The following is a 26,049-nucleotide window of genomic DNA, read 5'->3' on the forward strand; positions in this document are numbered from 1 at the left end:
TGACGTGAGCCTCCTTCTCGAACCCATCACCCTGCGTGACCTCACCCTGCCGAACCGCGCCTGGCTGGCGCCGATGTGCGGGTACTCGGCGGACGACGGGCTCCCGAACGACTGGCACCTCGTGCACCTCGGCGCGCGGGCCGCCGGCGGGTTCGGCCTCGTCATGACCGAGGCCACCGCCGTCGTGCCGGAGGGGCGCATCTCGCCGCAGGACACGGGCATCTGGAACGACGAGCAGACTGCCGGGTGGAAGCGGATCGTCGACTTCGTGCACGCGCGCGGCGCGCGGATCGGCATCCAGCTCGCGCACGCGGGGCGCAAGGCGTCGACCTTCCGCCCGTGGGCACCGGAGCAGGGCAGCGTCCCGGTGGCCGACGGCGGCTGGCCGACCGTCGGGCCGTCGGCCCACCCTTACCCGGGCTTCGCCACCCCCGCGGAGATGACCGCCGAGCAGGTGGCAGACGTTCCCGAGCACTTCGCGGCGGCCGCGCGCCGGGCCCGCGAGGCCGGTTTCGACACCGTCGAGGTGCATGCCGCGCACGGCTACCTGCTGCACCAGTTCCTGTCGCCCCTGGCCAACCTGCGTGCGGACGGGTACGGCGAGTCGGCCGAGGCGCGCTCGCGGCTCGTCGAGGAGACGGTGGGCGCGGTGCGGTCCGCGTGGCCCGACGAGCTGCCGGTGCTCGTGCGGCTGTCGGCGACGGACTGGCTGGACGGCGGCCTCGAGGTGGACGACGTCGCCTCCGTCGCGGGCCGGCTGGGCACGCTCGGAGCCGACCTCGTGGACGTCTCGACCGGGGGCGTGGCGCCGGCGCACATCACCGTCGGGCCGGGCTACCAGGTGCCGCACGCCCGCCGCGTGCGCGAGGTGTCGGGCCTGCCGGTCAGCGCCGTGGGGCTGATCAGCGAGCCGGTCCAGGCGGAGCAGATCCTCGTGGAGGGCTCGGCGGACGCCGTCATGATCGGCCGCGAGGCGCTGCGCGACCCGCACTGGCCGCTGCGCGCGGCGCACACGCTGCGCGACAAGATCGGGACCGTTCCCGTGGACGCCGGCGTGGGGGTGCAGCCGCAGTACTCGCGGGCGCAGTGGCGGTGACCGGTGCCGGTGATCTGTGCCGGTGATCGGTGACGCCGCGGGCGCCGGACGCGTCGGGAAGGCGCTGCGGCGAGGGTGCCATGCAAAGGGCGGGAATCCCGGCTGACGGCGTTTGAACGCCGGGAGAATTCCGGGTGTGGTCATTCTTTTCCGGCCGGCGGGTATTCCGCGAAACGATTCGCCGTGCGGCCGGGCTCCTCGCAATTTCCGTTCGCGATCCGGAAGTGCGAGGGCCCGGCCACCGCGGTGGCGAGATCTCGGCCTATCGAGTACGGAATCCGGGAGCATCCTCAAGCCGGATTCCGCTCTCACCAGCTGGACGGGGTTGACCGTGCACGTCGCTCGCCGTCGATCAGGCTCGCACCCTTTCGACCCCCAGGGCACGGTCCCTGCCGCCCTGAATACTTGCTGTGAACACAATCACACTGCCTGTCGGTGACAAAAGCAACCTGAGCGCGGTGATCTTCACAATTGCCAATTCCTGTCATCTGCGCAATTGCCGGGGAAAATCTTCGGCCTTACCGATCCTTGACCTTTTGCGACCGCCGGGTTGAGGCGCAGCGCCTGCGGATCTACGGTCGGCGGGCTCAGAGGCGGCGCAGGTACTGGCGGCAGACGTGGACGCGGGTGAACCGTGCACGCAGTTCTGCCTCGCGCGAGATGTCGGCGTGCAGGAACGCGATCACCGGTGTGGAGAGCCCGTCCGGTGCGGCGAACCCGGCCGCGGGATCGTCGCCGCCCTTGTACACGTGCAGGTAGCGGTGGTTCTCGGCGAAACCTGAGCGCAGGTACCAGGCGTTCGCGGCCGCGTCCTCGCGCGTCCAGGCGTCGAGCGTGGTTGCCCCGGCCGCCCTGACCTGCGGGATCGCCGCATCGAGGAGCGCGGTGGCGATGCCCCGGCGGCCGTGGTCGGGGTGGACGGCGACGGTGTCGATCGTCGCCGCGTCGCCGTCGATCTCGACGTCGAGCAGCCCGCAGATCGTCCCGTCGTCCGCGACCGCCACCAGGCAGACCGCCGGGAGGTCGAACGACGTGCGATGCGGCGTGACGTCGTCGTAGTACTGAGTGTCCAGGAAGGCGAGGACCCGGCAGCGGAGCCAGCCGGGCTCGTCGTCGGGCAGGTAGGGGCGCACTGTGAAGCTCACGGGACTCCGATCGTCGAAGGGCAGGCGAATGCGGTGCGCCCGGCGGCGCACGACAGGCGAATCGCTCAGTTCGACGACATGGGTCGGAGTCTGCCCGACGGCGTCAATTTCGGTCGACCTCTTACTTCGGCGTGAGCACCGGCTCTGCCGTGGCGTGGGGTACCGGCCTCAGAGGCGGCGTGCGCGGCGTCGGGCGGCGCGCCAGACGAGCCAGACAGTGACTCCGACGGCCACGGTGCCCACGACCGCGAGGAGCGGGAGGGGCTCGATGCGTGGGCGCAGCGCGATCGGCCGGGTGAACGCCAGCACGCCCCAGCCGGACTGCGCGGCCCGGCGCCTGAGGACCCGGTCCGGGTTGACCACGTAGGCGTGGCCCACGGCAGCCAGCATCGGGGCGTCCGTGATGGAGTCGGAGTAGGCGAAGCTTCGCGCGAGGTCGTAGTCCTCGCTCGCGGCGAGCCGGCGGACGCCGACGGCCTTGTTGTCGCCGTAGTTGTAGAAGTCGATCTCACCGGTGAAGCGGCCGTCCCGGACCGTCATCTGCGTGGAGAGCACGTGGTCCGCGCCCAGCACCGCCGCGATGGGCTCCACGAGCACCGCGGCGGACGCCGACACCACCACCACGTCCCGGCCCGCGGCGTGGTGCTCCTCGATCAGCTCGACGGCCTCGGCGTAGACGTAGGGGTCGATGAGCTCGTGCACCGTCTCGGTGACGATCTGCCGAACCTTCTCCACGTCCCAGCCGGTGACGAGTGACGAGAGGTGCGCGCGCATCCGCTCGGTCTGGTCGGCGTCAGCGTTGCCGATCATGAAGATGAAGTGGGCATAGGCGCTCCGCAGCACGTCGGCACGCGACAGGAGCCCGCCCGCGAGGAGCGGTCTGGAGAACGCCGCCGACGAGCTCGTGGCGATGATCGTCTTGTCGAGATCGAAGAACGCGGCGGTGCGCTGGGCGCGCGGCTGCGGTCGAGAAGCGATCTGAGGCACCTGCTCGGTCACGCGACGAGCCTAGCGGGGCAGCCCGCCGGAGCAGGGTCCCGTGCCGTGATTTCTTCCGCCTGGATGAAACTCGTCCGCCCGGACCACAGACCCTCCGCACCGCAGGACGGGTGTCCGAGCCCGACCACAGGCACCACTTCTCGCCGTCCGTGCACAGCGGCGCCGATGCCGGCAGCGCGGGGTACAGGGGGGCGGCCAACCTGGTCGAGGACCCGGGCGGAGTGCCCGGGCCGGCGGCCGGACCGGCCGCCGGACCTGTGCCGGAGGGGGCGCGATGAGCAGCACGGGTGGTGCCCGGCCGGAGCCGGGTCGCGTGATCGGGGCCGTCGGGGCGTGCGGTGGCGCGGGCACGTCGGTGGTGGCGGCGTGCGTCGCCCACGGCCTGCGTCGCGGTGGCGAGCGCGCCACGCTCGTCGACCTGGATGCCCACGCGCCGGGTACGGACCTGCTGCTCGGGATCGACGGCGGCCGCGGCGCGCGCTGGCCCGACCTCGTCGAGGCGCGCGGTGAGGTCGACGGGCTCGGCGTGGTCGCGGCGCTGCCCCGCTGGGGCGCGGTACCCGTGCTGAGCGGCACGCCGTCAGGGGCCCCGCCGGACGACGACGTGGTGCTCGGCGTGTGCCGCGGGCTCGTCCGTGCCGGGGAGACGCTCGTGCTCGACCTGCCGCGGCCCGGCGCGTGGGGTTCCGCGACCCGGCGGGGTGGGGGCGCCCGGACCGGTGCGCCCGGCGACGGCGCCCAGGCCGTGCGAGCGCTTCTCGCGGCCTGCGAGACGGTGCTGCTCGTCGTTCCCCTGACCCTGCCCGCGGCCGTCGGTGCGCAGCGGGTCCGCGACGCCCTCCACGCCGCGGACGTGACCGACGTGCGCGTCGTGGCACGCGGTCCCGCGCCTGGCACGGTCGACCCCGACGACGTCGCCGCCGCGCTCGGGCTGCCCACGATCGGGGTCCTGGGCCGCGATGCCGGGCTCGCGCGGGCGATCGAGTGCGGCGAGGGCCCCGCCGTGGCGCACCGGACCCTGCTCGGCCGCTTCGCGGCCAACGTGGCGGCCGCGCTGTGACCGCGATCCCTGTCGAGCCGCCCCTGCTCGACGACGTCCGCACTCGGCTCGCGACGGGTCGGTCCGGCGCGGACGCCGCCGTGCGTGCCGCGGTAAGGGACTCCGGGCGCGTGCTCGGGTCCGACGCCCTGCGGGACCTGGAGCGGGCGGCCCGGGCCGAGCTCACGGGCGCCGGCCCGCTGCAGCCGTTCCTCGACGCGCCCGACGTCACGGATGTGCTGGTCAACGGCCCCCGTGACGTGTGGGTCGAGCGGGGCGCCGGCCTGGAGCGGGTCGCGGTCGACCTGGGGTCGGCCGCGGAGGTGCGGGCGCTCGCCGTCCGCCTGGCGGCCCTCGGCGCACAGCGCCTCGACGACGCGTGCCCCACCGTGGACGCGCGTCTGCCCGACGGCACCCGGCTGCACGCCGTGCTCGAACCCCTGGCCGAGGCCGGCGCCCTGATCTCCCTGCGCGTGCTGCGCACCCGCGCTTTCACCCTCGACGAGCTCGTGGCCGGCGGCGCCCTGCCGCGGCAGTGGGCGGACCTGCTGCGCTCCCTCGTGCAGAGCCGGGCGAACGTGCTGATCAGCGGGGGTACGGGCACCGGCAAGACGACACTGCTCTCCACGCTCCTCTCCCTGGTGCCGGACGGCGAACGCGTGGTGACCGTCGAGGAGGCGCGCGAGCTACGTCCCGTCCACCCGCACGTGGTGCACCTCGCCGCCCGGCGCGCCAACGTCGAGGGCGCCGGCGCCGTGGACCTGGCCGACCTGGTGCGGAACGCCCTGCGCATGCGGCCCGACCGGATCGTGCTCGGCGAGTGCCGCGGCGCCGAGGTGCGCGAGGTCCTCATGGCGATGAACACCGGCCACGACGGCGGCTTCGCGACGCTGCACGCCAACGCCGTCGGCGTGGTCCCGGCCCGGCTGGAGGCGCTCGCGGGCCTGGCCGGGATGACCCGGGAGGCGGTGGCCGCGCAGGCGGTGGGCGCGCTGGACGTGGTCCTGCACCTGCGGCGCGGGCACGGGACGCGGTACCTGGCGGAGATCGGGCTCGTGGGACGCGGCCCGAGCGGCGAGCTGGAGGTGCGCACCGCCGGGCGCTGGGACGGCAACGGCGGGTGGACGACGGATCCGAGCACCTGGAGCGAGCTGGTCGGGAGGTACGGGCCGTGCTGAGGGTCGTGGAGTCGCTCGGTGTGGGACTGCTCGTGGCGGTCGGCGCCTGGCTCGTGCTGGCGCGCGGTGGTCGGCGGCTGCGCGAGGTGCTCGCCGGATCGGGCGCGGGTGCCGTCCCTGGTCCTGCGGTGAGCGTCGCCGTCGTCCCCGGAGCCGGGCCGGCAGGACCGGCGACCGGCCGGCTGGGCCGACGAGGGGCGGGCGGGCGAGCAGCGGGCCGACGTGGGATGGGTGGCCGTGGGACTGGCGGCGACGTCCGGGTGGTCGTGCTGCAGGTGGTCGCGCTGCTCAAGGCGGGTTCGCCGCCCGGTGCCGCGTGGTCGCGCGCCGCGGGGGTGGGCGTCGACCTCGCGGGCGTGCCCGACGTCGAGGCGCTGGGCCGAGTGCTCGGTTGCCGGCACGCCGAGGCGGTGGTGGCGGCGACCAGGCTCGCGCTCGACGTCGGGGCGCCGCTCGGCCGGGTCCTGGAGCAGGTCGCGGCGACCCTCGTCGCCGAGGCCGAGGCGCAGGCCGAACGGGACACGGCGCTCGCCGGGCCGCGGACCACGGGTCGGCTGCTCATGTGGTTGCCGGTCGCGGGCGGGTTCCTCGGGTGGGTGCTCGGCGCCGACCCGGTGGGTACGGCCACGGACGGCGGCGTCGGGACGGCGGCCCTGGTGGCCGGAGTGGTGCTGCTCGTGGCCGGGCGGGTCTGGTCGGACCGGCTGGTGGCCACGGCGGGTGGGGCGGAGCGGTCCGGCGTGGACGTCCAGGTGGTGCTGGAGCTGCTGGCGGCCGCGATGCGATCCGGAGCGGGGGTGCCGCGTGCGCTGCAGGCGGTGGGCGCCGCCGTCGACGGTCCCGACGGTCAGGTGCTTGCCCGCGCGGCGCACGCGCTCGTGCTCGGCGCCGCCTGGGAGCGGGCATGGGTGCAGACGCCGCCGGCCCTCGCCCCGGTGGTGCACGCGCTGCGGGGTGCGTGGCTGGACGGCGCCGCACCGAGCGAGGCGTTGCGCGCCGCCGGGGCGGAGGTGCGGCACGTGCGGAGCGCGGCCAGCCGGACCGCCGCGGCACGGCTCGGGGTACGGCTCGTGCTGCCGCTGGGTGTCTGCTACCTGCCGGCGTTCGTGCTGGTGGGCCTGGTCCCGGTGCTGTTGGCCCTCGGGATCGACCTGCTCACGGGCTGAGCTGGGACACGGGTGCCGGGTAGTCGGCACCCGGCGAGAGATGACGACTTCGGCGCGCCCAGGTGCGCCGGTGCCGCCCGCCGTACGGCGGACGGGGCCCGTCGCGACGGGCCGTACAGGGTGCCCGCGAGCAGGCCGTGAGGCGTGCGAGCGGGCGGAGCAGAAGGAGAAGACATGACGATCACGACAGCGGTGGCCTGTCCCGAGCCGGACGACAGGTCGCGGGCGGAGGCCGACGGGCGCGAGTCGGAGCGCGGGCTGGCCACGGCCGAGTACGCGATCGCGACGCTCGCTGCGGCCGCCTTCGCGGGCGCGCTGATGGCGGTCCTCAAGGGCGGTGACGTGAAGTCCATGCTCACGTCGCTCATCCAGTCGGCGCTGACGGCCGGCTGATCCATGGCGGAGCGTGAGTCGGAACGCGGCACGGTCACGGCCGAGCTGGCCATCGGGCTGCCGGCCGTCGTCCTCGTGCTCGTCGCCGTGCTCACCCTCGTGGCCGCGTCCACGGCGCAGATGCGCGCCCTGGACGCGGCCCGCGCGGGGGCGCGGGCGGTGGCGATCGGGGAGCAGGGCGACGCCGTGGCGGCGGTCGTCGCGCGGGTGGGCGGGCCGGAGGCCGAGATGTCGCTCGCACGGGAGGGCGAGTGGGTGCGGGTGACCGTCACGCGGCCGGTCTCCGGCGGCTGGGTGTCCGGCCCGCTGCGGGCCACCGGGACGGCGGCGGCCTGGGTGGAGCCGTGAGGTCTGTCGACGGCTCCGGGCGGGGCGGCGCGGGGCGGCGGGATCCATGGCCGCGTGGTGCGGCGCGGGCTCGCCCACGGAACGATCCCGAGCGCGGCGCCGGCACCGTCCTGGTGCTCGGGATCGTCGCCGCGGCGCTGCTGCTCGCGGTCGGGATCGCGGCGCTCGGCGCGGCCCAGAGCGCGCGCGGTACCGCGCAGGCGGCGGCCGACCTCGGTGCGATCGCCGGCGCGACCGCGCTGCGCGACGGGTTCGACCCGTGCGGGACCGCGGGCGCGGCCGTCGCGCGCAACGGCGCGGAGATCGTGTCGTGCGAGGTGTTCGGCGGCGGGGTCGTGCGGGTCGTCGCGACGTGCGCCGCCGTCGGGCCGGCCGGGGAGCTCGGTGGCGCGCTCGGGTCGGCGAGAGCGACCGCGAGGGCCGGGCCTCGGGAAAAGGGGGTGACGTGGAACCCCAACGAATCGTAGTATCACTGCTATGGATGGTATGGAGAGTGCGATGACTGCACAGGACCGACCTCCGCCGTCGAGCGACGTGGCGCTCGACGTGCGTGACCTACGGATGAGGTACGGGACCAACGACGTGCTCCAGGGCGTGTCCTTCACGGCGCAGCGCGGCGAGGTGATCGCCCTGCTCGGGCCCAACGGCGCCGGCAAGACCACCACGATCGAGATCCTTGAGGGCTTCCGCATGCGGTCGGCCGGTGAGGTCGCGGTGCTGGGACAGGACCCGGCGCACGGCGACGAGGCATGGCGCGCACGGCTGGGCGTCGTGCTCCAGTCGTGGCGCGACCACGGCCGGTGGCGGGTGCGGGACCTGCTCGGATACCTCGCACGGTTCTACGTCGCGTACTCGACCGCGGAGGTGTCGCGGCCGTGGGACGTGGACGAGCTGATCAAGGTGGTCGGCCTTCTGGAGCAGGCCAACGCGAAGGTGCAGACGCTCTCGGGTGGGCAGCGGCGCCGCCTCGACGTGGCCATCGGGATCGTCGGGCGTCCGGAGCTCGTGTTCCTCGACGAGCCGACGGCGGGCTTCGACCCGCACGCCCGGCGTGAGTTCCACGACCTGGTGCACCGCCTGGCCGACTTCGAGAACACGACGGTCCTGCTCACGACGCACGACCTCGACGAGGCCGAGAAGCTCGCCGACCGGATCCTGGTGCTCGACGGGGGTGTGGTCGTCGCCAACGGGTCGGCGGAGCAGCTGGCACGCGAGCTGACCACGCAGGCGGAGGTGCGCTGGACCTCCGACGGACACCGGAACGTCCACGCGGTGACCGAGGGCGACCCCACCGCGTTCGTCCGCCGGCTGCTGGCGAGTGACCCCGACGTCACCGAGCTCGAGGTCAAGCGGGCCAGCCTCGAGGACACCTACATGGCGCTCGTGCATCGGGCCGAGAGCTACCAGGCCGCACCGAACGACGCCCCGCAGGACCAGGCCGCGCCGAACCGGGCCGCGCCGAACCAGGCCGCGCCGAACCGGGCCGAGCAGAGCGAGGGAGTGCAGTCGTGACCACGACCCAGACCACGGCCGGGCGGGCGCGGAACGACGCGCGCCGGGCTGCCGTCCGCGCCGGGCTCGTCCGGGGCTGGCTCGAGACCAAGTACTCGGTCACGAGTGCGAGCGACCTCGTGTGGATCCTCGCGTTCCCCGTGATCTACGCGGTGGTTCTGCTGTTCATGCGGGGCAGCACCGTCCCCGGCACCGACTTCGCGCTGGGCGCCATGGTGCTGCCGAGCCTGGTCGGCATGAGCATCGCCTTCGGCGGGCTGACCGGCCCCGCCAGCACGATCGCCGTCGACCGCGAGGACGGGACGCTGCTGCGGGCCAAGGCGACGCCCAACGGGATGCTGGGCTACCTGGTCGGCAAGATCCTGATGTTCGCGCTGACCACCCTGGTGGGCCTGATCGTCCTGATCATCCCGGCCGTCACGGTCGCGGGAGAGCTGCGGCTGGACGGCCGCACCTTCCTCCTGCTGACGCTGATCTTCCTGGTCGGGATGGTCGCCACCGTGCCGATCAGCGTGGCGCTCGGATCGCTGTTCAAGAGTGCCTCGCAGACCGGGCTGCTGTTCCTGGGTTCGATGCTCCTGATCGTGCCCTCCGGGATCTTCTACCCGATCACGGCGCTGCCCGAGTGGCTGCAGTGGGTGGGTCAGGTGTTCCCGTACTACTGGCTCGGGCTGGGCGCCCGGTCGGCGATGCTTCCCGAGAGCTTGGTGACGGCGGAGATCGGCGAGTCGTGGCGCACGTTCGAGATGTTCGCGGTGCTCGGTCTCTGGGCGGTTGTGGGTATGGTGCTCGCGCCGATCGTGCTTCGCAGGATGGCCCGCCGGGAGTCGGGTTCCACAGTGGCGGCTGCGCGGGAGCGTTACATGGCCAAGGGGTACTGAGCTGGTGGCGGAGCAGTCCGACGTCGTCCACAACCGCATCGCGATGCTGCGTGCTGAACGAGGCATCTCGCGACGCGAGCTGGCCGAGGCGCTCGGGGTGCACTACCAGACGGTCGGTTACCTCGAACGGGGCGAGTACAGCCCGTCGCTGTTCCTCGCGCTGCGGATCGCGGAGTACTTCGGCGTGGCGGTCGAGGTCGTGTTCTCGACGAGCCCGTTCAAACGGCTGGGCGAGTAGTCCTCGCCGCGGGGAGGCGTACCTCCCCGCGGCAGGCGCCCGTCACCTCGGCACGACCACCCGGGTCTCGGGCAGGAGCGCCGACCGGGTGACGTCGGCGGCGTCCGGCACCAGGCTGTGGCCGGGCGTGAAGCTCGTCATCGGACCGGACACGGGCAGGTTCAGCGTCGTGGCGCCGAGGTCGACGGAGTACTGCGTCGCGGCGCGGTCCACGGTCACGGTGGCGCCCCGGTCGGTGCCCATGACCACGAGGCCGAGCTGGTGCCCGGCCGGGACGACCAGGTCGTTCGTCTGCATCTCGACGGTCACGGTGTGCGTACCGGCGCCGTCGAGCCGGGCCCAGCCGCGACCCAGCACCTGGAGCTCCGTGGACCCGATGTTCCGGACCACGTCGCGGTAGCAGGCGTCGTCGACCCCGGCGGACTCGCCGTAGCAGGACTCGGTACCGAGGGTCGTCGCACCCTCGCCCGAGGTGAGCACCCGGTCCATCACGCCGTAGTCGACGAGCCCCACCGTGATCTGGCCGGTCGCTGCCCCGTGGGTGACGGTCGTCGTCACCGATGCCGCTCCCGACAGCCGCAGGTCGTCCGTCAGCGTGCCGGTGCGGAAGAGCAGCCGGTTCGGGTTGGCGCCCGCAGCCAGGGCGGTGTTGAAGGTCTGGTTCGGGGCGTTCACCCAGCCGGCGTCGGCTGCGCGGCCACGGGCACCGAGTGCGAGGCTGCCGTCCGCGCGCGGACGCAGCCGTGCGGTGCGGTCCATGACCGGCCACGTGTCCGAGGTGGCGACCTCGTTCGGCGCGACCTCGACCCGCACCGCGGGTTCGTCCGTGACTCCGTTGGCGACGCCGAGCAGCTCGTGGTCGAACCAGCGGTGCAATGTGTCGACCCACTCGGCCCGGTCCGAGTCGAACGGGTCGACGTGCCCCAGACGCGTGAGCCACAGCTTGCGCTCCACGCCCTGCTCGCCGAGCGCCGTCCACCAGCGGGAGAAGTTGGGGGTGTCCACGTTGGTGTCCTGGGCTCCGTGCACCACGAAGACGCTGGCGGTGACCTGTGAGGCGTCGAAGAGCGAGCCGGAACGGTAGTCGCGCTGGGCCCAGAAGGCGTTGTGCGCGCCGGACGTGTCGTCGCCCGCCGTGTTCAGGGCCTCGGTGATCGCCGAGCAGTCCGTCGCGACGTGCCGGCCGCCGGCCACGTAGCCCATGAGGAACCGCGGGTAGTTCGCCGAGAACGGGAGGCCCTGCGCCCGGTCGTAGTCGTACCAGGAGCTGATCGCGCCGATCGGCACGATCGTCTCCAGCCCTTCGACGCCGGTCGCGGCGACGCCGTTGGCGAGCGTCCCGTCGTAGGACTTGCCGATCATGCCGGTCTTCCCCGTGGTCCAGTCGGCGTCCACGGGCTCCCCGGTGTCCGGGTCCACCGCCGTCGCCCTCCCGTTCAGCCAGTCCACGACGGCCTTCACCGAGAGCATGTCCGAGGGCCCGCCATGGTCCGTGCAGCCCGTGGACCAGCCGGTCCCGGCCATGTCGACCGCCACGTACGCGTACCCCCGCGGCACGAACCAGTTGTCGTAGTACAGCGGGAACAGCGCCGGGTCCCCGGCCGCGTCGTACTGCTTGAGCTCGCTCTCGTTGCCGCGGCCGCAGCACGCGTAGTACGGGCTGGCGTCCATCACGACGGGCACCTCGGCGACGCCGTCGAGCTCGGCCGGGCGGATGATGTCGGCGCGGATCTCCTCGGCGTCGCCGTCGCCGTCCAGGTCCGGCGCGATCACGTCCACCGACTCGCGGATCGCGCCCGCGTAGTCGTAGACGGGGGCCGTGACGCCGTCGTCGTCGAGGACGTACGGGGCCTCGGCGGCCGGGACGTCGGCGGCCGGAACGTCGGCGGCTGGAACGTCGGCGGCCGGAACCGCTGCCGCGGGAACCGTCCCGGCGGCCAGGGCCAGTCCCGTGAGCGCGGCGACGGCGGCGGCGGCCTGCTTCGCCCGGACGTGGTGGACTCGCATCGGCGTGCTCCCTCGCGACGAACGGCCTGGTCCCGGGGAACATATCGGGTGAATGTCGCATACGGAAGGCTGCCCGGTTACGCCGGGGTAAGCGTCGTTACGACGCCGGCAGGTCGCTCGCCGGCGTCGCCGCCCGCGGGTCGTGGGACAGCACGGCGTCCAGGAGCCGCACCGCGGCGTCCTTGTCGAGCGGCGCGTTGTAGTTCCCGCACTTGGGTGACTGCACGCAGGCCGGGCAGCCGTCCGCGCAGGGACAGGCCGCGATCGCGTCGCGGGTGGCGCGCAGCCACGTCGCGCCCAGGTCGTAGGCCCGCTCCGCGAAGCCCGCGCCGCCCGGGTAGGCGTCGTAGACGAACACTGTGGCCTCCCCGGTGTCGGGGTGCAGCTCGGTCGAGACCCCGCCGAGGTCCCAGCGGTCGCAGGTCGCCAGCAGGGGCAGCAGCCCGATCGACGCGTGCTCCGCCGCGTGCAGCGCGCCCGGTGCCTGCTCGGGCGAGATGTCCGCGGCCCGCAGCACGAACTCCGGCACCGACCACCACACCGCGACCGTCCCGAGGGTGTGCTCGGGCAGCTCGAGCTGCTCCGTGCCCAGCACCTGCATGTCGGGGACGCGACGGCGCTGGAAGCTCACCACCTGTGACGTCACCTCCACGGGACCGAGGCCCCACGTCACCGGTCCCCACTCGCGGGTGACCAGGTCGTGGCCGGGACCGTCGTCCTCCTGAGCCGCCGCGGGGCCGCCGTCGAGCGACTGGTCCCAGCCCTCGATCGCCACCGACATGACCGAGCGCGACCACGTCCCGTAGTCGAGCCGCCGCCGCTGCACGACGGCGGTGTGGTCGGTCAGGTCGAGGTGCGTCACCACGTAGGTGGTGCCCTGGTGCACGTAGACGGCGCCGTCGTGCACCTGACCGTCCGCCGAGGCCGCGTCGACCGTGCCGAGCATCCGGCCCGTGCCCTGCTCGACAACGCGCACGGGCGTGCCGCCCGCGCCGCGCAGGTCGGTCAGGCCCGCGGCGGGCTGGTGGTGGGTCCAATACCACCCCGAGGTCCGACGCCGGAGCGCGCCCCGGGCGACCAGCACGTCGAGGATCCCGCGCACGTGGCCGGCGTCGCCGAACGCCGCGAGGTCCTCGGAGCGCAGCGGCGCCTCCTGGGCCGCCGCGCACAGGTGCGGCGCCAGGACGTGCGGGTTCGCCGGGTCGAACACCGTGGCCTCGAGCGGGGCGTCGAACACCGCCTCCGGGTGGGTCACGAGGTAGGTGTCGAGCGGGTCCTCGCGCGCGACGAAGGCGACCAGGCCGTCCGCCCCGGCCCGCCCCGCGCGGCCCGCCTGCTGCCACAGCGACATCCGGGTGCCGGGCCACCCCGCGATGAGCACCGCGTCGAGGCCGGAGATGTCCACGCCCAGCTCCAGCGCGTTGGTGGTCGCCAGGCCCAGCAGCTCGCCCGTGCGGAGGGCCTGCTCCAGCTCGCGGCGCTCCTCGGGGAGGTAGCCGCCGCGGTAGGCGGCGATCCGGCGGCCGGCCTCGGGCGCGGAGTGTCGTAGGTGGTCGCGGGCCTGCTGGGCCACGGACTCCGCCCCGCGCCGCGACCGCGTGAACGCGAGGCTGCGGGCGCCGGCCCCGGCGAGGTCGGCCAGCAGGTCGGCGACCTCCGCGGTGGCCGACCGGCGCGGATGCTCCGGCGGCGCGGTGGTCGCGACGGGGTCGGCCTCCGAGTCTTCGCCGGGCAGCGCCCAGGGGTCGGGCTCGTTGGGGTCGGCGCGTCGCATCGCAGTCGGCTCATCCCGGGGCCCGCCGGAGGCCTCCGCGCCAGCACCGTCCACGGGCGGGCGCCAGGAGGCGATCTCCGGCGGCTGCCACAGCACCACGGTCCGCCGTCCCGACGGCGAGGCGTCCTCGGTGACGGCCGTGACGTCGTCGGGCGAAACCCCGATGAGACGGGCCGCGCTGACGGCGGGCTCCGCCGTCGTCGCCGAGGCGACCACGAACGTGGGCGAGCCCTCCCCGTACCGCGCCGCGAGGCGCGCGAGCCGGCGCAGTACCAGCGAGACGTGCGCGCCGAAGACGCCGCGGTACGCGTGCCCCTCGTCGACGACGACGTACCGCAGCCCCTTGAGCAGCCGTGACCAGCGACGATGGTTGGGCAGCAGGGCGTAGTGCAGAAAGTCGGGGTTGGTGAGGACGACGTCGGCGTGGTCCTGGACCCAGGACCGCTCCTCGCGCGAGGTGTCGCCGTCGCACGTGGCGACGCGGACGTCGCGCGTGCCCGCCGCGTCGAGGACACGTTCGAGCGCGCTGAGCTGGTCGGCGGCCAGCGCCTTGGTGGGGCTGAGGTAGATGGTCGTGGGCCGCACGTGCGCCGACGCGATGTTCCCCGGGTCGAGCGTCGCGGCGGCCGCCGCGGTCCGGACCGCCGACAGCGCGGGCAGCCAGAACGCGAGCGACTTGCCCGACCCCGTGGATGTGGCCAGGGCGGTGTGCCGACCCTGGTGGACGAAGTCGGCGGCCACGGCCTGATGCGTCCACGGCCGGTCGACGCCGAGCTTCCGGTACCCCTGCACCACGGTCGCGTCCGCCCAGTCCGGCCAGTCCACGTGCTCGGCCGTGCGCTCCGGGAAGGTGCGCGACGCCGTCAGCCGCTCGGCGCGCGCGCCCCCGGCGAGGAGCACGTCGAGGAGGGGGTGAGTGGGGACGTCGGGCACGCAGGACAGTGTCGCACCTGGATTCCCGGACAAGGCGTGGTCAAGGGGCTGAACGGAACAGGGGCGAATTAAACCAAATCAACAGAGTTCACCCGCTAATTGGCTGAGCGGCCCGGCGTCGCGTCGATAGGTTCACGCAGTTGCGCAGGTCGACCGATGTCTCAGGAGGACATGGATGAAGCGCTCTCTCATCGCCGGAGCCACAGCAGCCGGGCTGCTGTTCGCTGCTTTCGTCTCGCCGACGGCTGTCGCCGTCGAAGCGACACCGTCGCTCGCCGCCGACTGCGACGGCACTGCTCAGGGCGAGGCCGAGGCGTCTGCGCTCGCGGCCGCATGCGGCGAGGACGTCGAGGTGCTCGGCGGTGCGGAGGACGGCGCGTCGCTCTACGCCGAGCCCGGCGGATCGATGCGGTTCGAGACGTCGGCGGTCGACCCCAATGTCGTCTCGCAGTCGTCGGCGAACACCGTTCTCCGACCCTCCGGACCATCGGGATACAACTGGACCGGCACGCAGTGGGTCGGCTACTGCGACCCGGCCGAGTATGCCGAGGGCTGCGACGCCGCTGGGATCCAGCGCCTTGTCTGGCAGTTCGACGGCGTCGACATCTTGAGCGAGCTCGAACCCGGGGACATCACCTCGGCCGAGTTCTTTGCGAACAGCGATGAAGCCTGGCTCGATGACGTGGACTGCACGCCGAGCCGCCTGGACCTCTACGACATCCCGCGCATCTCGTCAGCCACTGGCTGGCCGAGCACGACGGCCTGGACCGAGAGCCGTCGCGTGGCAGGCTCCACGTTCTACTGGGGAGCATGCGAGCAGACTCCTCACTACCTGGGGTTCTTCGACTTCGACGCGACTCAGATTGCGGTCAACGCCGCCAGGGCCGACCGCTCCTCGGTGACCATCGGCGTGCGAGCTGCAGACGAAACGTGCATGACGTGCGGCTGGACCTCGTTCAAGCAGAGTGCGACTCTTGTCGTCCGTTTCAACAGGGCGCCGCTGACGCCGACCAGCCTGAAGACGGGATCCAGCGACTGGGGCGATGGTGAGCCATGCGTCCCGGGGCAAGTCGTGCGCACAACCGCCCCCCGCCTGTCAGCGGACATCGCCGATCCCGACCCAGGCGGCACGCCTGACGACAGTGCTCCGGTGTTCGCGACGTTCCGGGTTGCTCAGGCCAGTGCTCCCGACACCGTGCTCTGGGAAGGCTCAGAGTCCTATTCGCACACACGTCGGCACAGCATCTCGGTGCCTTCAGGGATTCTGGAGCACGATGGCCGGTACGTATGGTCAGTGCTGGGAACTGACGACGGCGGTCTCAACGGCCCGACCGCATCATGTGCGTTCTCCATTGACATCAGCTCTCCTGCAGCGCCAGTCATCGTGCCATTGGTGGGTGACCAGGCGGTCTACCTCGAACGAACCGTCAGGGGTGGCCTCGGGGTTACCGGCTCGTTCCTGTTGACGAGTTCGTCGGATGACGTCGCGAGGTATCGGTACGGCATCAACACGCAGACTCCCTCGAACGAGATTCCCGCAACCGAGAACACAGTCCTGCAGATTGCGCCTTCGAGGGCTGGTCTGAACTATCTGTGGATCGACGCGGTCGACGAGGTGGGTAATGTCAGCAAGCAGACAGTTCACGAGTTCTACGTCTCGTTCAACGCACCGACACCGCCGCCGCCTGCAATCACGGTAACCGGCCCCACGTCGTACACCTTCGGGGACGTCCCCACGGCCTCGGTGACCCTCAGCGCGGACGCCGTCACTCCGTACGGGACCGTGACGGTGAAGTCCGGCTCGGTCACCGTGGGGAGTGCGTCCTTCGACGAGCGCACCGAGGAGCTGGAACTCGACCCCCTGGCGCTGGGCGCAGGAACCAAGGCACTCAACTTCACCTATCAAGCGTTCCCGGGCGCCCCGGCCTGGAGCACGACGCGGACCGTCACAGTCACGCCGCTGACGTTCCTGGCCTCCCGGTCCCCCTCCATCTCAGGCACGGCCCAGGTCGGCAAGACGCTCACGGCCAACCGGTGGACCTGGACCCCGACGCCCACGACGGTGAAGTACCAGTGGCGCCTGGACGGCAAGGCCGTCTCCGGTGCGACGTCGAAGACCTGGACGGTCCCGGCGTCGGCCAAGGGCAAGAAGGTGTCGGTCGCGATCACCGGCTCGAAGACGGGCTACACGACCAAGTCCCTGGCGAGCCCGTCGACGGCCGCCGTGAAGGCCGGCGTGTTTGTTGCGCCGGCGACCACGATCACGGGCACCGTCAAGGTCGGCTCCACGCTCAAGGCCGTGCGGGGCACATGGACCCCGCAGCCGTCGACGGTGAAGTACCAGTGGAAGGTGGGCGGCGTCGCGGTCAAGGGTGCGACGAACTATTACTACAAGCTGCCTGCCTCCGCCAAGGGCAAGCGGGTCGCCGTCGTGGTCACCGGCTCACGCACCGGCTACACGACGAAATCCGTCACCAGCGCGCTGACCAGCGCGGTCCGCTGAGCACACCTGGGGCAGCTCACAGATCGAAGAGCGTGGGCTGCTCCAGATAGACGCCCTCCTTCTCCAGCATGCGCAGCTTGGTGCGCGGGCCGCCGCGGGCCGAGAACCCGCCGATGCGGCGGCCCGCGGCCAGCACGCGGTGGCACGGCACGATGGGCGGGAACGGGTTGCGGCCCATCGCCTGGCCCACGGCCTGGGCGGCGCCCGGCGCGCCGAGCTCCGTCGCCACCTCGCCGTACGTGCGGGTCTCTCCGGGCGGGATGGCGCGCACGATCTCGTACACCCGGCGGTCGAAGTCGGGCACGGCGCTCATGTTCAGGGGCACCTCCGCGAGGTCGCCGACGCCGTCGTCCAGCAGGTGTTTCAGCGCCTCGGCCGCAGCCGCGACCGGAGCGGGCGAGGCCTCGACGGCGCCCGGGTACCAGCCGCGGACTGCGCCCCGTACCTGGTCGGCGGTGCCGTGGGGCAGCGTCGAGCCGACGATCTCCGCGTCCTCGTTCCAGACGAGCGCGCACTCGCCGATCGCGGTGGGGACCACCGCGAACTCGAGCCTGTTCCGGTCCATGCCGCCAACGATAGGCGGCACCACTGACACCGCCCGCAGGCGGGCGCGCAGATCAGTCGGTGACCCAGCGGGCCGCCAGGTCGGTCGCCTTCTGCGTCGGGTCCGGCTCGGCGACGAGCGCGCCGGCCGCTGCCAGACCGTCCGCGTAGCCGACGGCGTACGTGGTCAGCGGGGCCGCCGGACGCTCGACGGCGTGGGCGGCGTCCCGGGCCAGGTCCAGGACCTTCTTCATGTCGATGGTGCCGGTGGGGAGGCCGAGCTCCGACTCCAGGTCGAGGATCCACTGCTTGAGGTCTGTCATCTCACGTCTTTCCGGTAGCGGGCCACGTCGGCGGGGGTGTCGATGTCGTCGCTCCAGCCTGCCGGGTCCGGCACCTCGGTGCACCGGAGCGCGCCGACCAGCCGCTTCATCGGCGCCCCGTCCGTCTCGATCCCGTCCAGCGCGCCGTCCAGCGCCGCGCGGCGGTACAGGCCGACCAGCCACTGGGCCCGGCCCCCGCGCGTCAGGTAGGCGCCGTCCGCCGGTTCACGTGAAACAGCCTCTTCGAGGTGCGCGATTGCCCGCGCGGCGCGCGGCACGTCCACGGCGAGGAGCAGTACCCACGGCGCACCCGGGTCCGGCAGGGCGCGCAGCCCGGCGGCGAGGCCGGCGACGGGCCCGCCGAACGGAGGGTCCTCCCTGGTCAGGAGGGGTGTGGGCCCCGCATAGCCCGACGCCGGGTCGCGGGCCGGCAGCGCACGCGCCAGCTCCGGCGGTCCCACGACGACGACCCGGCGAGCCCGCGCGCTCGCGGCGAGGGCACGGTCGAGCAGCCGCGTCCCGCCCACGACGAGGCCCGCCTTGGAGGTGCCGTCCAGCCGGGAGGCCCGGCCGCCGGCCAGCACGACGGCGTCGTACCCGACCCGGGGAGCGGTCCTGGTCATCGCAGCATCAGCACCCGGACGACGTCGCCGGCCCGCACCTTCTCGACGTCCGGCGGCACGAGGGCGAGGCCGTCCGCGGCGGCCAGCGCGGACAGGGAGTGGTGCGACCCGGCGGGCTCGACCCCGCCGTCGACCCACCGGACGGGCAGCGCCTGGAGCCGGCCCGCGGGGCTGGACCACCCCGTGGCGGCGCGGAGGGAACGGTATGCGAGGCCGAGGGGGTAACGGAGAGGTAGCAGTGCTCGCTCAGCGTTACGTCCCTGGCTGGGTAAGCCTTCCGCCGCGCCCCCGAGGCCCCGAAGCTGGTCGATCGCCGGCCGCGCGAACAGCTCGAACGACGCGTACGCGCCCACGGGGTTGCCGGGCAGGGCCAGCCAGGGGACACCGCCCCAGCGCGCCAGCGCCTGCGGCTTGCCGGGCGACATCGCGACGTTCGCGACGTCGGCGTCCGTCACGCCGTTCGCCGCCGGGCCCGACGCCGCCAGCACCTCGCGCACCACGTCCGCCGCGCCCGCCGAGACGCCGCCCGCGGTCACGATCAGGTCGGCGCCACCGCCGCGCGCCGCATCGAGCGCGGCGCGCAGTTCCTCGGGATCGTCGGACACCGGCCCGAGCCGGACGACGTCGGCCCCTGCCGCCCGGGCCGCCGCGGCCAGCATCGGCCCGTTGGAGTCCGTGATCTGACCGGGTCCGAGGGCCCCGCCGACCGGCACCAGCTCGGAACCCGTGGAGATGACGGCGACCCGCGGCCGCCGCCGGACGGAGACGTGCACCGTGCCCGACGCCGCCAGAGCACCCACCGCCGCCGCCATCACCTCGCTCCCGGAGCGAGCGAGAAGGTCGCCCCGGCGGACGTCCTCGCCCGCGGCCCGGATATGCGGTCGCAGCCTGCGGGCCAGCGTGACCGAACCCTCCTCCCGGGCCGCCCCGGCGACGAACCGGCCCGTCGAGGTGTGCTCCACGGGGATCACGGCATCCGCCCCGGGCGGGAGCGGGGCGCCGGTCATGATCCGTACGGCCTGCCCCGGACCGATCCCGGCCCCGGAACCGGAGCCCGCGGCGACGTCGCCCGTCACCTGGAGCGTCACCGGGGCGCCGTCGGCCGCGAGGTCGGCCAGCCGCACGGCGTACCCGTCCATGGCGGCGCTGTCGAAGGGCGGCACGGCCACCGTGGCGTGCAGGTCCTCGGCGAGCACCGCGCCGTCGGCGTCCACGAGGTCCAGCGCGACGACCGGCAGTGGCTCGACGAGCGCGAGCACGTGCTGAACGTGCTCCGTGACGCTTCGCAACCCGGACTCCATGGGACGACGCTAGACGAAGGGCGTTCGGACGGGGTTACCCGGGCCTCACAACCTGCCGTCGACGCCTGTGCGTTCTTCCTTACGGTCGATTAACTGCTGCTGGACGGGCGATGAAACACCGCCTCCCTAGTTTCATAGCCGTCGGTCCGACGTCGGGCCGGCCCCGGAACCGGCACCTGTCGGTCCGGGCGCGCCCGGCGTCGTCGGGCATACGCCCATGCAGGGAGGACGACGTGTCCACTCCGACCACACGCGACCAGGCACCCACGCCGAGCGAGCCCGCCGTCCAGCGCCGCACCGGACGCTGGATCGAGCATTGGGACCCCGAGGACAAGACACTCTGGGAGGACGGCGGACGCCGCACCGCCCGACGCAACCTCGTCCTGTCGATCTTCGCCGAGTTCCTCGGGTTCGGGGTCTGGGCCGTCTGGTCGATCGTCGTGCCCCAGCTCCCCGCCGCGGGCTTCGACCTCACCGTCGACCAGATGTTCTGGCTCATCTCGGTCCCCAGCCTCGTCGGCGCCACCCTGCGCATCCCCTACACCTTCGCCGTCCCCGTGTTCGGCGGCCGCAACTGGACCATCGTCTCCGCGCTGCTCCTGCTGCTGCCCACGACCGCGCTCGTCCTCACGGTCGGCGACCCGACCACACCGTTCCCCGTGCTGCTCGGCGCCGCGGCGCTCGCGGGCCTGGGCGGCGGCAACTTCGCGTCGTCGATGGCGAACATCTCGTTCTTCTTCCCGGAGAAGGAGAAGGGCGCCGCGCTCGGCTGGAACGCCGCCGGCGGCAACATCGGCACGGCGGCCGTGCAGCTCGCGGTGCCACTCGTGATCGTCTCCGGGGCGGGCGTGGTGCTCGACCGGGCCGGGCTGATCTTCATCCCGTTCATCCTGCTGGCCGCGTTCCTGGCCTGGCGCTGGATGGACAACCTGTCCTCGGCCAAGGCCGACCCGCGCTCGTTCGCCGTCGCGGTGCACCACAAGCACACCTGGGTCATCAGCTTCATCTACATCGGCACGTTCGGGTCGTTCATCGGCTACGCGGGCGCCTTCCCGACGCTCCTGGCCGCGCAGTTCCCCGAGGTCGCGATCCCGCTCGCGTTCCTGGGGGCGCTCGTCGGGTCGGTCGCGCGTCCGCTCGGCGGCATCCTCGCCGACCGCGTCGGCGGCGCGGTCGTGACCATCGGCGCCTTCGCCGTGATGGCGCTCGGGGCCGTGGGCGCGATCCTGGCCCTCGGGTCGGGGAGCTTCCCGCTCTTCTTCGGCTCGTTCCTCGGCCTGTTCGTCGCTACCGGCGTGGGCAACGGCTCCGTGTACCGGATGATCCCCGCGGTGTTCCGGGCCGCCGGCGGGACGGCGAAGGCCGCGGCCGGCTGCATCGGCATCGCCGGGGCGATCGGGGCGTTCGGCGGGTTCCTCATCCCGCGCGGGTTCGCCCTGTCCACCACGGTGGCCGGGTCGATCGTGCCCGCGTTGTGGCTGTTCATCGGCGTGTACGTCGTGATGGCCACGGTCTGCTGGCTGGTCTACGGGCGCGGCGCCATGGCCGCGGCACGGGTCTGAGCATGCTCGCCGCCCCCGGGACCGCCGTCGAGTCGCACTGCCCCTACTGCGCGCTGCAGTGCGGGATGTCGCTGACGCCGCGCGCGGCGATGCCGGACGCCGGCGTGCCGAGTGCGCCGGGTGTGCCGAGTGCGCCGGGTGTGCCGGTCGCCGTCGTGCCCGAGGTGCAGCCGCGCGACTTCCCGACCAACCGGGGCGGGCTGTGCCAGAAGGGGTGGACGTCGGCGGCGGTGCTCGGCGCCGCCGACCGGATCACCACGCCACTGGTGCGCCGGTCCCTGCTGACGGGCACGGACCACCTGACTGACTCGGCGGAACGGCGTGCCGAGTCAGTCGGTTGGTCGGACCAGTCGGCTGACTCGGCCGGCGAGGGCCGGCGAGTCAGTCCGCTGGTTCCCGTCTCCTGGGACGTGGCCCTCGACCTCGTGGCGTCCCGGCTCGCCGCGCTGGCCGCCGAGCACGGCCCGCAGACCGTGGCCGTGTTCGGCGGCGGCGGGCTGACCAACGAGAAGGCGTACCTGCTCGGCAAGTTCGCGCGCACCGTGCTGCGCACGCCGAACATCGACTACAACGGGCGCTTCTGCATGGCGTCCGCGGCGGCCGGGATGAACCGGTCGTTCGGCGTCGACCGCGGCCTGCCCTTCCCGCTGTCCGACCTCGGCGGCGCCCAGGCCGTGCTCCTCCTCGGCTCGAACGTCGCCGAGACCATGCCGCCCGCCGTCCAGCATCTCGCCGGAGCGCGGGCGGCGGGCGGGCTCGTCGTCGTGGACCCGCGGCGGTCGGCGACGGCCCGGCTCACGGAGGGTCCGGCGTCGGGCGGGCATTCGGACGGCGCGGGCACCGCCGCCGCCCAGGGCGTGCACCTCGCCCCCGTGCCCGGCACGGACCTCGCGGTGCTGCTCGGGCTGCTGCACGTGGTGCTCGCCGAGGGGCTCGCCGACCGGGCGTACCTGGCGGAGCGCACCACGGGGTTCGACGACGTCGCCCGCTCGGTCGCCGGCTGGTGGCCCGAGCGGGTCGAGACGGTCTCGGGCGTCCCGGCCGACGAGCTGCGCCGCGTCGCCCGCCTGCTGGCCGCCGCCGCCCCCGTGCACGGCGGCGCGGGCGCATACGTGCTGACGGGACGCGGCGTCGAGCAGTCGACGCAGGGCACCGCCACGGTGACCGCGGCGATCAACCTGGCGCTGGCGCTCGGCCTGCCGGGGCGCGTCGGCTCGGGCTACGGCGCGATCACGGGGCAGGGCAACGGCCAGGGCGGCCGCGAGCACGGCCAGAAGGCCGACCAGCTCCCGGGCTACCGCAAGATCGACGACCCGGCCGCGCGCGAGCACGTCGCCGCCGTCTGGGGCGTGGACCCGGCGTCGCTGCCGGGCCCCGGCCTGCCGGCGGTGCAGCTCCTGAGGTCGCTGGGCGCAACGGGGCCTGACGGCGCGACGGCCCCCGACCGCCCCCGGGCGCTGCTGGTGCACGGGTCCAACCTCGTGGTCAGCGCCCCGAACGCGGGCAGCGTGATCGACCGGCTGCGCAGCCTCGACCTCCTCGTGGTCTGCGACTTCGTCCCGAGCGAGACGGCGCTGCTGGCCGACGTGGTGCTCCCCGTGACCCAGTGGGCCGAGGAGGAGGGCACCATGACGTCGCTCGAGGGGCGCGTCATCCGGCGTCGGGCCGCCGTGCGGGCGCCGGGCGAGGCGCGCTCCGAGCTGTGGATCCTCGCGGAGCTGGCGCGCCGGCTCGGCGCACCCGAGACCCTGTCGTTCCCGACCGACCCCGCCGCGGTGTTCGACGAGCTCGCCCGCGCCTCCGCGGGCGGCCCCGCCGACTACTCCGGGCTGTCCCACGCGCGGCTCGACGCCGACGAGGCGGCCGGCGGCCCGGGCCTGTTCTGGCCGGTCCCGGCGCGGGCGGGGCACCCCGGGACGCCGCGGCTGTTCCTCGACCGGTTCGGGACGCCCGACGGGCGGGCGCGCATGGTCGCCGTCGACCACGCGGGCCCGAGCGACGAGGTACGCCCCGACGCCCCGGTCTACCTGGTCACGGGCCGCGTGCTGCAGCACTACCAGTCGGGCGCGCAGACCCACCGCGTCGCGGAGCTGGAGCGCCTCGTGGCCGAGCCGTACGTGGAGCTGCACCCGGTGCTGGGCTTCCGCATCGGCGTGCCCGACGGCGCCCGCGTGCGCCTCACCAGCGCCCGGGGCCGGGTCGAGGCGACGGCGCGCTGGACCGACGCCGTGCGTCCCGACACCGTCTTCATGCCGTTCCACTGGAGCGGCGTCGGGTCGGTCAACCAGGTGACGACGGACGCCACCGACCCGATCTCCGGGATGCCGGAGTTCAAGGTCTGCGCGGTGGACGTCTCGGTGGTGGACGCCGCGGTGGTGGACGCTCCGGCGGTCGGCACGCTCGACCGGCCAGGCACCCTGCAGAAGGAGCTCTCGACATGAACCTGCGTGTCCCTGTGAAGGTCGTCGTGGTGGGTTTCGGGATGGTCGGCTCGCGGCTCGTCGACGAGCTGCTGCGCCGCGAGCCCGAGGCCTTCGACATCACGGTGCTCGGCAGCGAGCCGTACGAGCCGTACAACCGCGTGCTGCTGAGCGACGTGGTGGCCGGCCGCACCGACGTCGCGGCCATCACGATGCCCCTGCCCGACGGCGCCCGTGTCAGCGTGCGCCGGGGGGTCACCGCGACGTCGATCGACCGGGAGTCGCGCGTGGTGCACGCCGACGACGGCACCGTGCACCCCTACGATCACGTGGTGCTGGCGACCGGCGCGGCGGCCCGCATCCCGCCGATCCCGGGCCTGCGGACGCCCGACGGCGGCCTGCCCGCCGGGGTGCACGCGCTGCGCAACCTCGACGACGCCCGCGAGATCGTGGCCGCGACCGTCAACTCGCCGCGAGCCGTGGTGGTGGGCGGCGGGGTGCTGGGCCTGGAGGCCGCCGTCGGGCTCGCCGGCCGCGGCCTGAACGTGACGCTTGTCCACAACGTCCAAGCGATCATGGAGCGCCAGCTCGTGCCGGAGGCCGCCGACGTCGTGCGGGCCGGCCTGGAGGGCCAGGGCGTGACCGTGCGGCCGAACAGCATCTCCAGCGAGGTGCTCGTGGCGGGCGGTCGCGCCGTCGGCATCCGGGTCCGGGACAGCGCGGGCGGGACGTCGGCGGGTGCGGGCGGGGTGCCGGGCTCGGCGCGGGTCGCTGCATCGGCGGGCGGCTCGGTGGGCGGTTCGGTGGGCGGTTCGGTGGGCGGTTCGGCGGGCGGTTCGGCGGGCGGCTTGGTGGGCGGCTTGGTGGGCGGTTCGGTGGCGGGCGCTTCGGCGGCGGGCGCTTCGGCGGCGGGCGCGGCGCCGCGCGACGAGGTGGTCGCGGCGCGCCTGATCGTGTTCTCCGTCGGCACCATCCCTGAGACAGGCCTCGCCGCGGCGGCGGGGCTGACGACGGACCGCGGCGTCGTCGTCGGGTACGACCTCGCCAGCCCGGACGACCCGCGCGTGCACGCGATCGGCGACTGCGCGCAGCCCCCGAGCGGTTCGCGGGGGCTCGTCGCGGAGGGCTGGGACCAGGCCCGGCGCCTGGCGGAGCAGCTGGTCTCGCTGGTGGAGCCGGTCGAGCCGGTCGAGCCGGTCGAACTGGTCGAGCCGGTCGCGTCGGCCGTCGCGGGATCGGTGGCCGCGCGGGTCGCCGCGACGGCGGGTGTCGCGGGTGGGGCGCTGGGCGGTGCGCCGAGCGGTGCGCCGGGCGGTCCCGCTGGGGCCCGCCCGGCGGCGCACCTCCGCCTGCCGCGCGACGGCGCCCAGCCCAGCATGGCGGTGCGTCTCGGAGCCCTGCTGACCAGCGGCGCGACGACGAGCCGCGCCCAGACGGACCGGGGGATCGACACGCGCGGGACCGACGTCGTGAAGGTCAAGGCCGGTCCGCTCAGCGTCACCACGATGGGCGTCTGCGGCCCGTTGCGTCCGGACGACCCGACACAGCGGGCGATCCGTCTCGCCGACCCGAGGGCGGGCCGGTTCATCGAGGTGGTGGTCTCCGACGGCATCCTCGTGGGCGCCACGTGCGTGGGCGACCCGCGCGTCGCCGCCGACCTCACCGCCGCCTACACCCGCCGCACCCCCGCGCCGCTGGACCCCGCGTTCCTGCTGCTCACGCCGGTGATGGCGGCGGCGGCCCCGGCGTCGTCCCCCGAGCACATGCCCGAGGACGCCGTGGTGTGCCGCTGCAACGGCGTGACCAAGGGCGACATCGCGGGCGCGTGCCCGCCGGGTGCGCACTCGGTCGAGGACGTGGTGCGCGAGACGCGCGCGACGACGGGCTGCGGCTCGTGCAAGGACGCCGTCTGCGGCCTGGTCGACTGGCTCCGCGCGTCGGAGGAGGCGGTCCCGGAACCGGCGTGACGAGCGGCGGGGTGGTGCAGCGGTGCGGTGGGTGCGGGTACGACAGATGGGGCGGGTGCGGAAGGTGCGCTTCTACCCCGTCATTGCGCCCGGAATCG

22 protein-coding genes are annotated in these 26,049 nt (G+C 73.8%); 14 read left to right on the forward strand and 8 right to left on the reverse strand.

The window, feature by feature from the left end:
* The first annotated feature begins 4 nt into the window (after window positions 1–4).
* Complete coding sequence (locus ACH45N_RS02910; protein ID WP_397390969.1) at window positions 5–1,096, forward strand: NADH:flavin oxidoreductase/NADH oxidase; 1,092 nt, start codon at window positions 5–7, stop codon at window positions 1,094–1,096.
* A gap of 587 nt (window positions 1,097–1,683) precedes the next feature.
* Here ACH45N_RS02910 and ACH45N_RS02915 read toward each other — a convergent pair.
* The gene (locus tag ACH45N_RS02915) at window positions 1,684–2,241 is read right to left on the reverse strand and encodes a GNAT family N-acetyltransferase (protein ID WP_397390971.1); all 558 of its coding nucleotides are present in this window, start codon (window positions 2,239–2,241) and stop codon (window positions 1,684–1,686) included.
* Between the two features lie 168 nt (window positions 2,242–2,409).
* Window positions 2,410–3,240, reverse strand: coding sequence for an HAD family hydrolase (locus ACH45N_RS02920; protein ID WP_397390973.1), 831 nt, complete (start codon window positions 3,238–3,240; stop codon window positions 2,410–2,412).
* Between the two features lie 274 nt (window positions 3,241–3,514).
* Here ACH45N_RS02920 and ACH45N_RS02925 point away from each other — a divergent pair, with 274 nt between their 5' ends.
* The 9 genes from ACH45N_RS02925 (at window position 3,515) to ACH45N_RS02965 (ending at window position 9,995) form a co-directional block, all read left to right on the forward strand.
* Entirely contained in the window at window positions 3,515–4,300 is a 786-nt protein-coding gene (locus ACH45N_RS02925) for a pilus assembly protein FlpE (RefSeq protein WP_397390975.1), read from the forward strand.
* Complete coding sequence (locus ACH45N_RS02930) at window positions 4,297–5,457, forward strand: TadA family conjugal transfer-associated ATPase (protein WP_397390977.1); 1,161 nt, start codon at window positions 4,297–4,299, stop codon at window positions 5,455–5,457. Before ACH45N_RS02925 ends, ACH45N_RS02930 begins: the two co-directional genes overlap by 4 nt.
* On the forward strand, window positions 5,451–6,623 hold the full coding sequence (locus tag ACH45N_RS02935) for a type II secretion system F family protein (protein ID WP_397390979.1): 1,173 nt from the start codon (window positions 5,451–5,453) through the stop codon (window positions 6,621–6,623). Before ACH45N_RS02930 ends, ACH45N_RS02935 begins: the two co-directional genes overlap by 7 nt.
* Window positions 6,624–6,797: 174 nt before the next feature.
* Window positions 6,798–7,016, forward strand: coding sequence for a DUF4244 domain-containing protein (locus ACH45N_RS02940; protein WP_397390981.1), 219 nt, complete (start codon window positions 6,798–6,800; stop codon window positions 7,014–7,016).
* A gap of 3 nt (window positions 7,017–7,019) precedes the next feature.
* Entirely contained in the window at window positions 7,020–7,364 is a 345-nt protein-coding gene (locus ACH45N_RS02945; protein ID WP_397390983.1) for a TadE family type IV pilus minor pilin, read from the forward strand.
* Window positions 7,361–7,831, forward strand: a complete 471-nt coding sequence (locus tag ACH45N_RS02950) for an Rv3654c family TadE-like protein (RefSeq protein WP_397390985.1) — start codon at window positions 7,361–7,363, stop codon at window positions 7,829–7,831. Before ACH45N_RS02945 ends, ACH45N_RS02950 begins: the two co-directional genes overlap by 4 nt.
* 31 nt (window positions 7,832–7,862) lie before the next feature.
* Window positions 7,863–8,876: an ABC transporter ATP-binding protein gene (locus ACH45N_RS02955; RefSeq protein ID WP_397390987.1), complete on the forward strand. Its 1,014-nt coding sequence runs from the start codon at window positions 7,863–7,865 to the stop codon at window positions 8,874–8,876.
* Entirely contained in the window at window positions 8,873–9,757 is an 885-nt protein-coding gene (locus tag ACH45N_RS02960) for an ABC transporter permease (RefSeq protein ID WP_397390989.1), read from the forward strand. The genes ACH45N_RS02955 and ACH45N_RS02960 overlap by 4 nt, the downstream gene beginning before the upstream one ends.
* Window positions 9,758–9,761: 4 nt before the next feature.
* Window positions 9,762–9,995 (forward strand): helix-turn-helix transcriptional regulator, encoded by a 234-nt coding sequence (locus ACH45N_RS02965; protein ID WP_397390991.1) that lies wholly within the window; start codon window positions 9,762–9,764, stop codon window positions 9,993–9,995.
* A 42-nt stretch (window positions 9,996–10,037) separates the two neighbouring features.
* Here ACH45N_RS02965 and ACH45N_RS02970 read toward each other — a convergent pair whose 3' ends face one another.
* Both ACH45N_RS02970 and ACH45N_RS02975 read right to left on the reverse strand, forming a co-directional pair.
* Window positions 10,038–12,002 (reverse strand): CocE/NonD family hydrolase, encoded by a 1,965-nt coding sequence (locus ACH45N_RS02970; RefSeq protein WP_397390993.1) that lies wholly within the window; start codon window positions 12,000–12,002, stop codon window positions 10,038–10,040.
* A 97-nt stretch (window positions 12,003–12,099) separates the two neighbouring features.
* The gene (locus ACH45N_RS02975) at window positions 12,100–14,709 is read right to left on the reverse strand and encodes a DEAD/DEAH box helicase (RefSeq protein ID WP_397390995.1); all 2,610 of its coding nucleotides are present in this window, start codon (window positions 14,707–14,709) and stop codon (window positions 12,100–12,102) included.
* A 175-nt stretch (window positions 14,710–14,884) separates the two neighbouring features.
* Between ACH45N_RS02975 and ACH45N_RS02980 the strand changes: the two genes are divergently transcribed.
* Complete coding sequence (locus ACH45N_RS02980) at window positions 14,885–17,212, forward strand: hypothetical protein (RefSeq protein WP_397390997.1); 2,328 nt, start codon at window positions 14,885–14,887, stop codon at window positions 17,210–17,212.
* A gap of 16 nt (window positions 17,213–17,228) precedes the next feature.
* Here ACH45N_RS02980 and ACH45N_RS02985 read toward each other — a convergent pair whose 3' ends face one another.
* The 4 genes from ACH45N_RS02985 to glp are packed head-to-tail and all read right to left on the reverse strand — an operon-like array spanning window position 17,229 to window position 19,990.
* Entirely contained in the window at window positions 17,229–17,777 is a 549-nt protein-coding gene (locus ACH45N_RS02985) for a methylated-DNA--[protein]-cysteine S-methyltransferase (protein WP_397390999.1), read from the reverse strand.
* Window positions 17,778–17,829: 52 nt separating this feature from the next.
* Window positions 17,830–18,078, reverse strand: a complete 249-nt coding sequence (locus ACH45N_RS02990; protein ID WP_397391001.1) for a DUF6457 domain-containing protein — start codon at window positions 18,076–18,078, stop codon at window positions 17,830–17,832.
* Window positions 18,075–18,701 (reverse strand): molybdenum cofactor guanylyltransferase, encoded by a 627-nt coding sequence (locus ACH45N_RS02995; RefSeq protein ID WP_397391003.1) that lies wholly within the window; start codon window positions 18,699–18,701, stop codon window positions 18,075–18,077. Before ACH45N_RS02995 ends, ACH45N_RS02990 begins: the two co-directional genes overlap by 4 nt.
* On the reverse strand, window positions 18,698–19,990 hold the full coding sequence (glp, locus tag ACH45N_RS03000) for a gephyrin-like molybdotransferase Glp (RefSeq protein WP_397391005.1): 1,293 nt from the start codon (window positions 19,988–19,990) through the stop codon (window positions 18,698–18,700). Before glp ends, ACH45N_RS02995 begins: the two co-directional genes overlap by 4 nt.
* A gap of 245 nt (window positions 19,991–20,235) precedes the next feature.
* Between glp and ACH45N_RS03005 the strand changes: the two genes are divergently transcribed.
* The 3 genes from ACH45N_RS03005 to ACH45N_RS03015 are packed head-to-tail and all read left to right on the forward strand — an operon-like array spanning window position 20,236 to window position 25,951.
* On the forward strand, window positions 20,236–21,564 hold the full coding sequence (locus ACH45N_RS03005; RefSeq protein WP_397391007.1) for an MFS transporter: 1,329 nt from the start codon (window positions 20,236–20,238) through the stop codon (window positions 21,562–21,564).
* Between the two features lie 2 nt (window positions 21,565–21,566).
* Window positions 21,567–24,005 carry a molybdopterin oxidoreductase family protein gene (locus ACH45N_RS03010; RefSeq protein ID WP_397391009.1) on the forward strand — a complete coding sequence of 813 codons (2,439 nt, stop codon included), beginning with the start codon at window positions 21,567–21,569 and terminating at the stop codon, window positions 24,003–24,005.
* Window positions 24,002–25,951, forward strand: a complete 1,950-nt coding sequence (locus tag ACH45N_RS03015) for an FAD-dependent oxidoreductase (protein WP_397391011.1) — start codon at window positions 24,002–24,004, stop codon at window positions 25,949–25,951. The genes ACH45N_RS03010 and ACH45N_RS03015 overlap by 4 nt, the downstream gene beginning before the upstream one ends.
* Window positions 25,952–26,049: the final 98 nt, after the last annotated feature.

The organism is Promicromonospora sp. NPDC019610 (genome assembly GCF_044389365.1).
Lineage (GTDB): Bacteria > Actinomycetota > Actinomycetes > Actinomycetales > Cellulomonadaceae > Promicromonospora.

Bases quoted from the DNA above. Each gene is read 5' to 3' on its own strand.
- ACH45N_RS02925 (WP_397390975.1), top strand. From the start codon at position 3,515: ATGAGCAGCACGGGTGGTGCCCGGCCGGAGCCGGGTCGCGTGATCGGG.
- ACH45N_RS02940 (WP_397390981.1), top strand. From the start codon at position 6,798: ATGACGATCACGACAGCGGTGGCCTGTCCCGAGCCGGACGACAGGTCG.
- ACH45N_RS02945 (WP_397390983.1), top strand. From the start codon at position 7,020: ATGGCGGAGCGTGAGTCGGAACGCGGCACGGTCACGGCCGAGCTGGCC.
- ACH45N_RS02955 (WP_397390987.1), top strand. From the start codon at position 7,863: ATGACTGCACAGGACCGACCTCCGCCGTCGAGCGACGTGGCGCTCGAC.
- ACH45N_RS02970 (WP_397390993.1), bottom strand. From the start codon at position 12,002: ATGCGAGTCCACCACGTCCGGGCGAAGCAGGCCGCCGCCGCCGTCGCC.
- ACH45N_RS02980 (WP_397390997.1), top strand. From the start codon at position 14,885: ATGAAGCGCTCTCTCATCGCCGGAGCCACAGCAGCCGGGCTGCTGTTC.
- ACH45N_RS02985 (WP_397390999.1), bottom strand. From the start codon at position 17,777: ATGGACCGGAACAGGCTCGAGTTCGCGGTGGTCCCCACCGCGATCGGC.
- ACH45N_RS02990 (WP_397391001.1), bottom strand. From the start codon at position 18,078: ATGACAGACCTCAAGCAGTGGATCCTCGACCTGGAGTCGGAGCTCGGC.
- ACH45N_RS02995 (WP_397391003.1), bottom strand. From the start codon at position 18,701: ATGACCAGGACCGCTCCCCGGGTCGGGTACGACGCCGTCGTGCTGGCC.
- ACH45N_RS03010 (WP_397391009.1), top strand. From the start codon at position 21,567: ATGCTCGCCGCCCCCGGGACCGCCGTCGAGTCGCACTGCCCCTACTGC.
- ACH45N_RS03015 (WP_397391011.1), top strand. From the start codon at position 24,002: ATGAACCTGCGTGTCCCTGTGAAGGTCGTCGTGGTGGGTTTCGGGATG.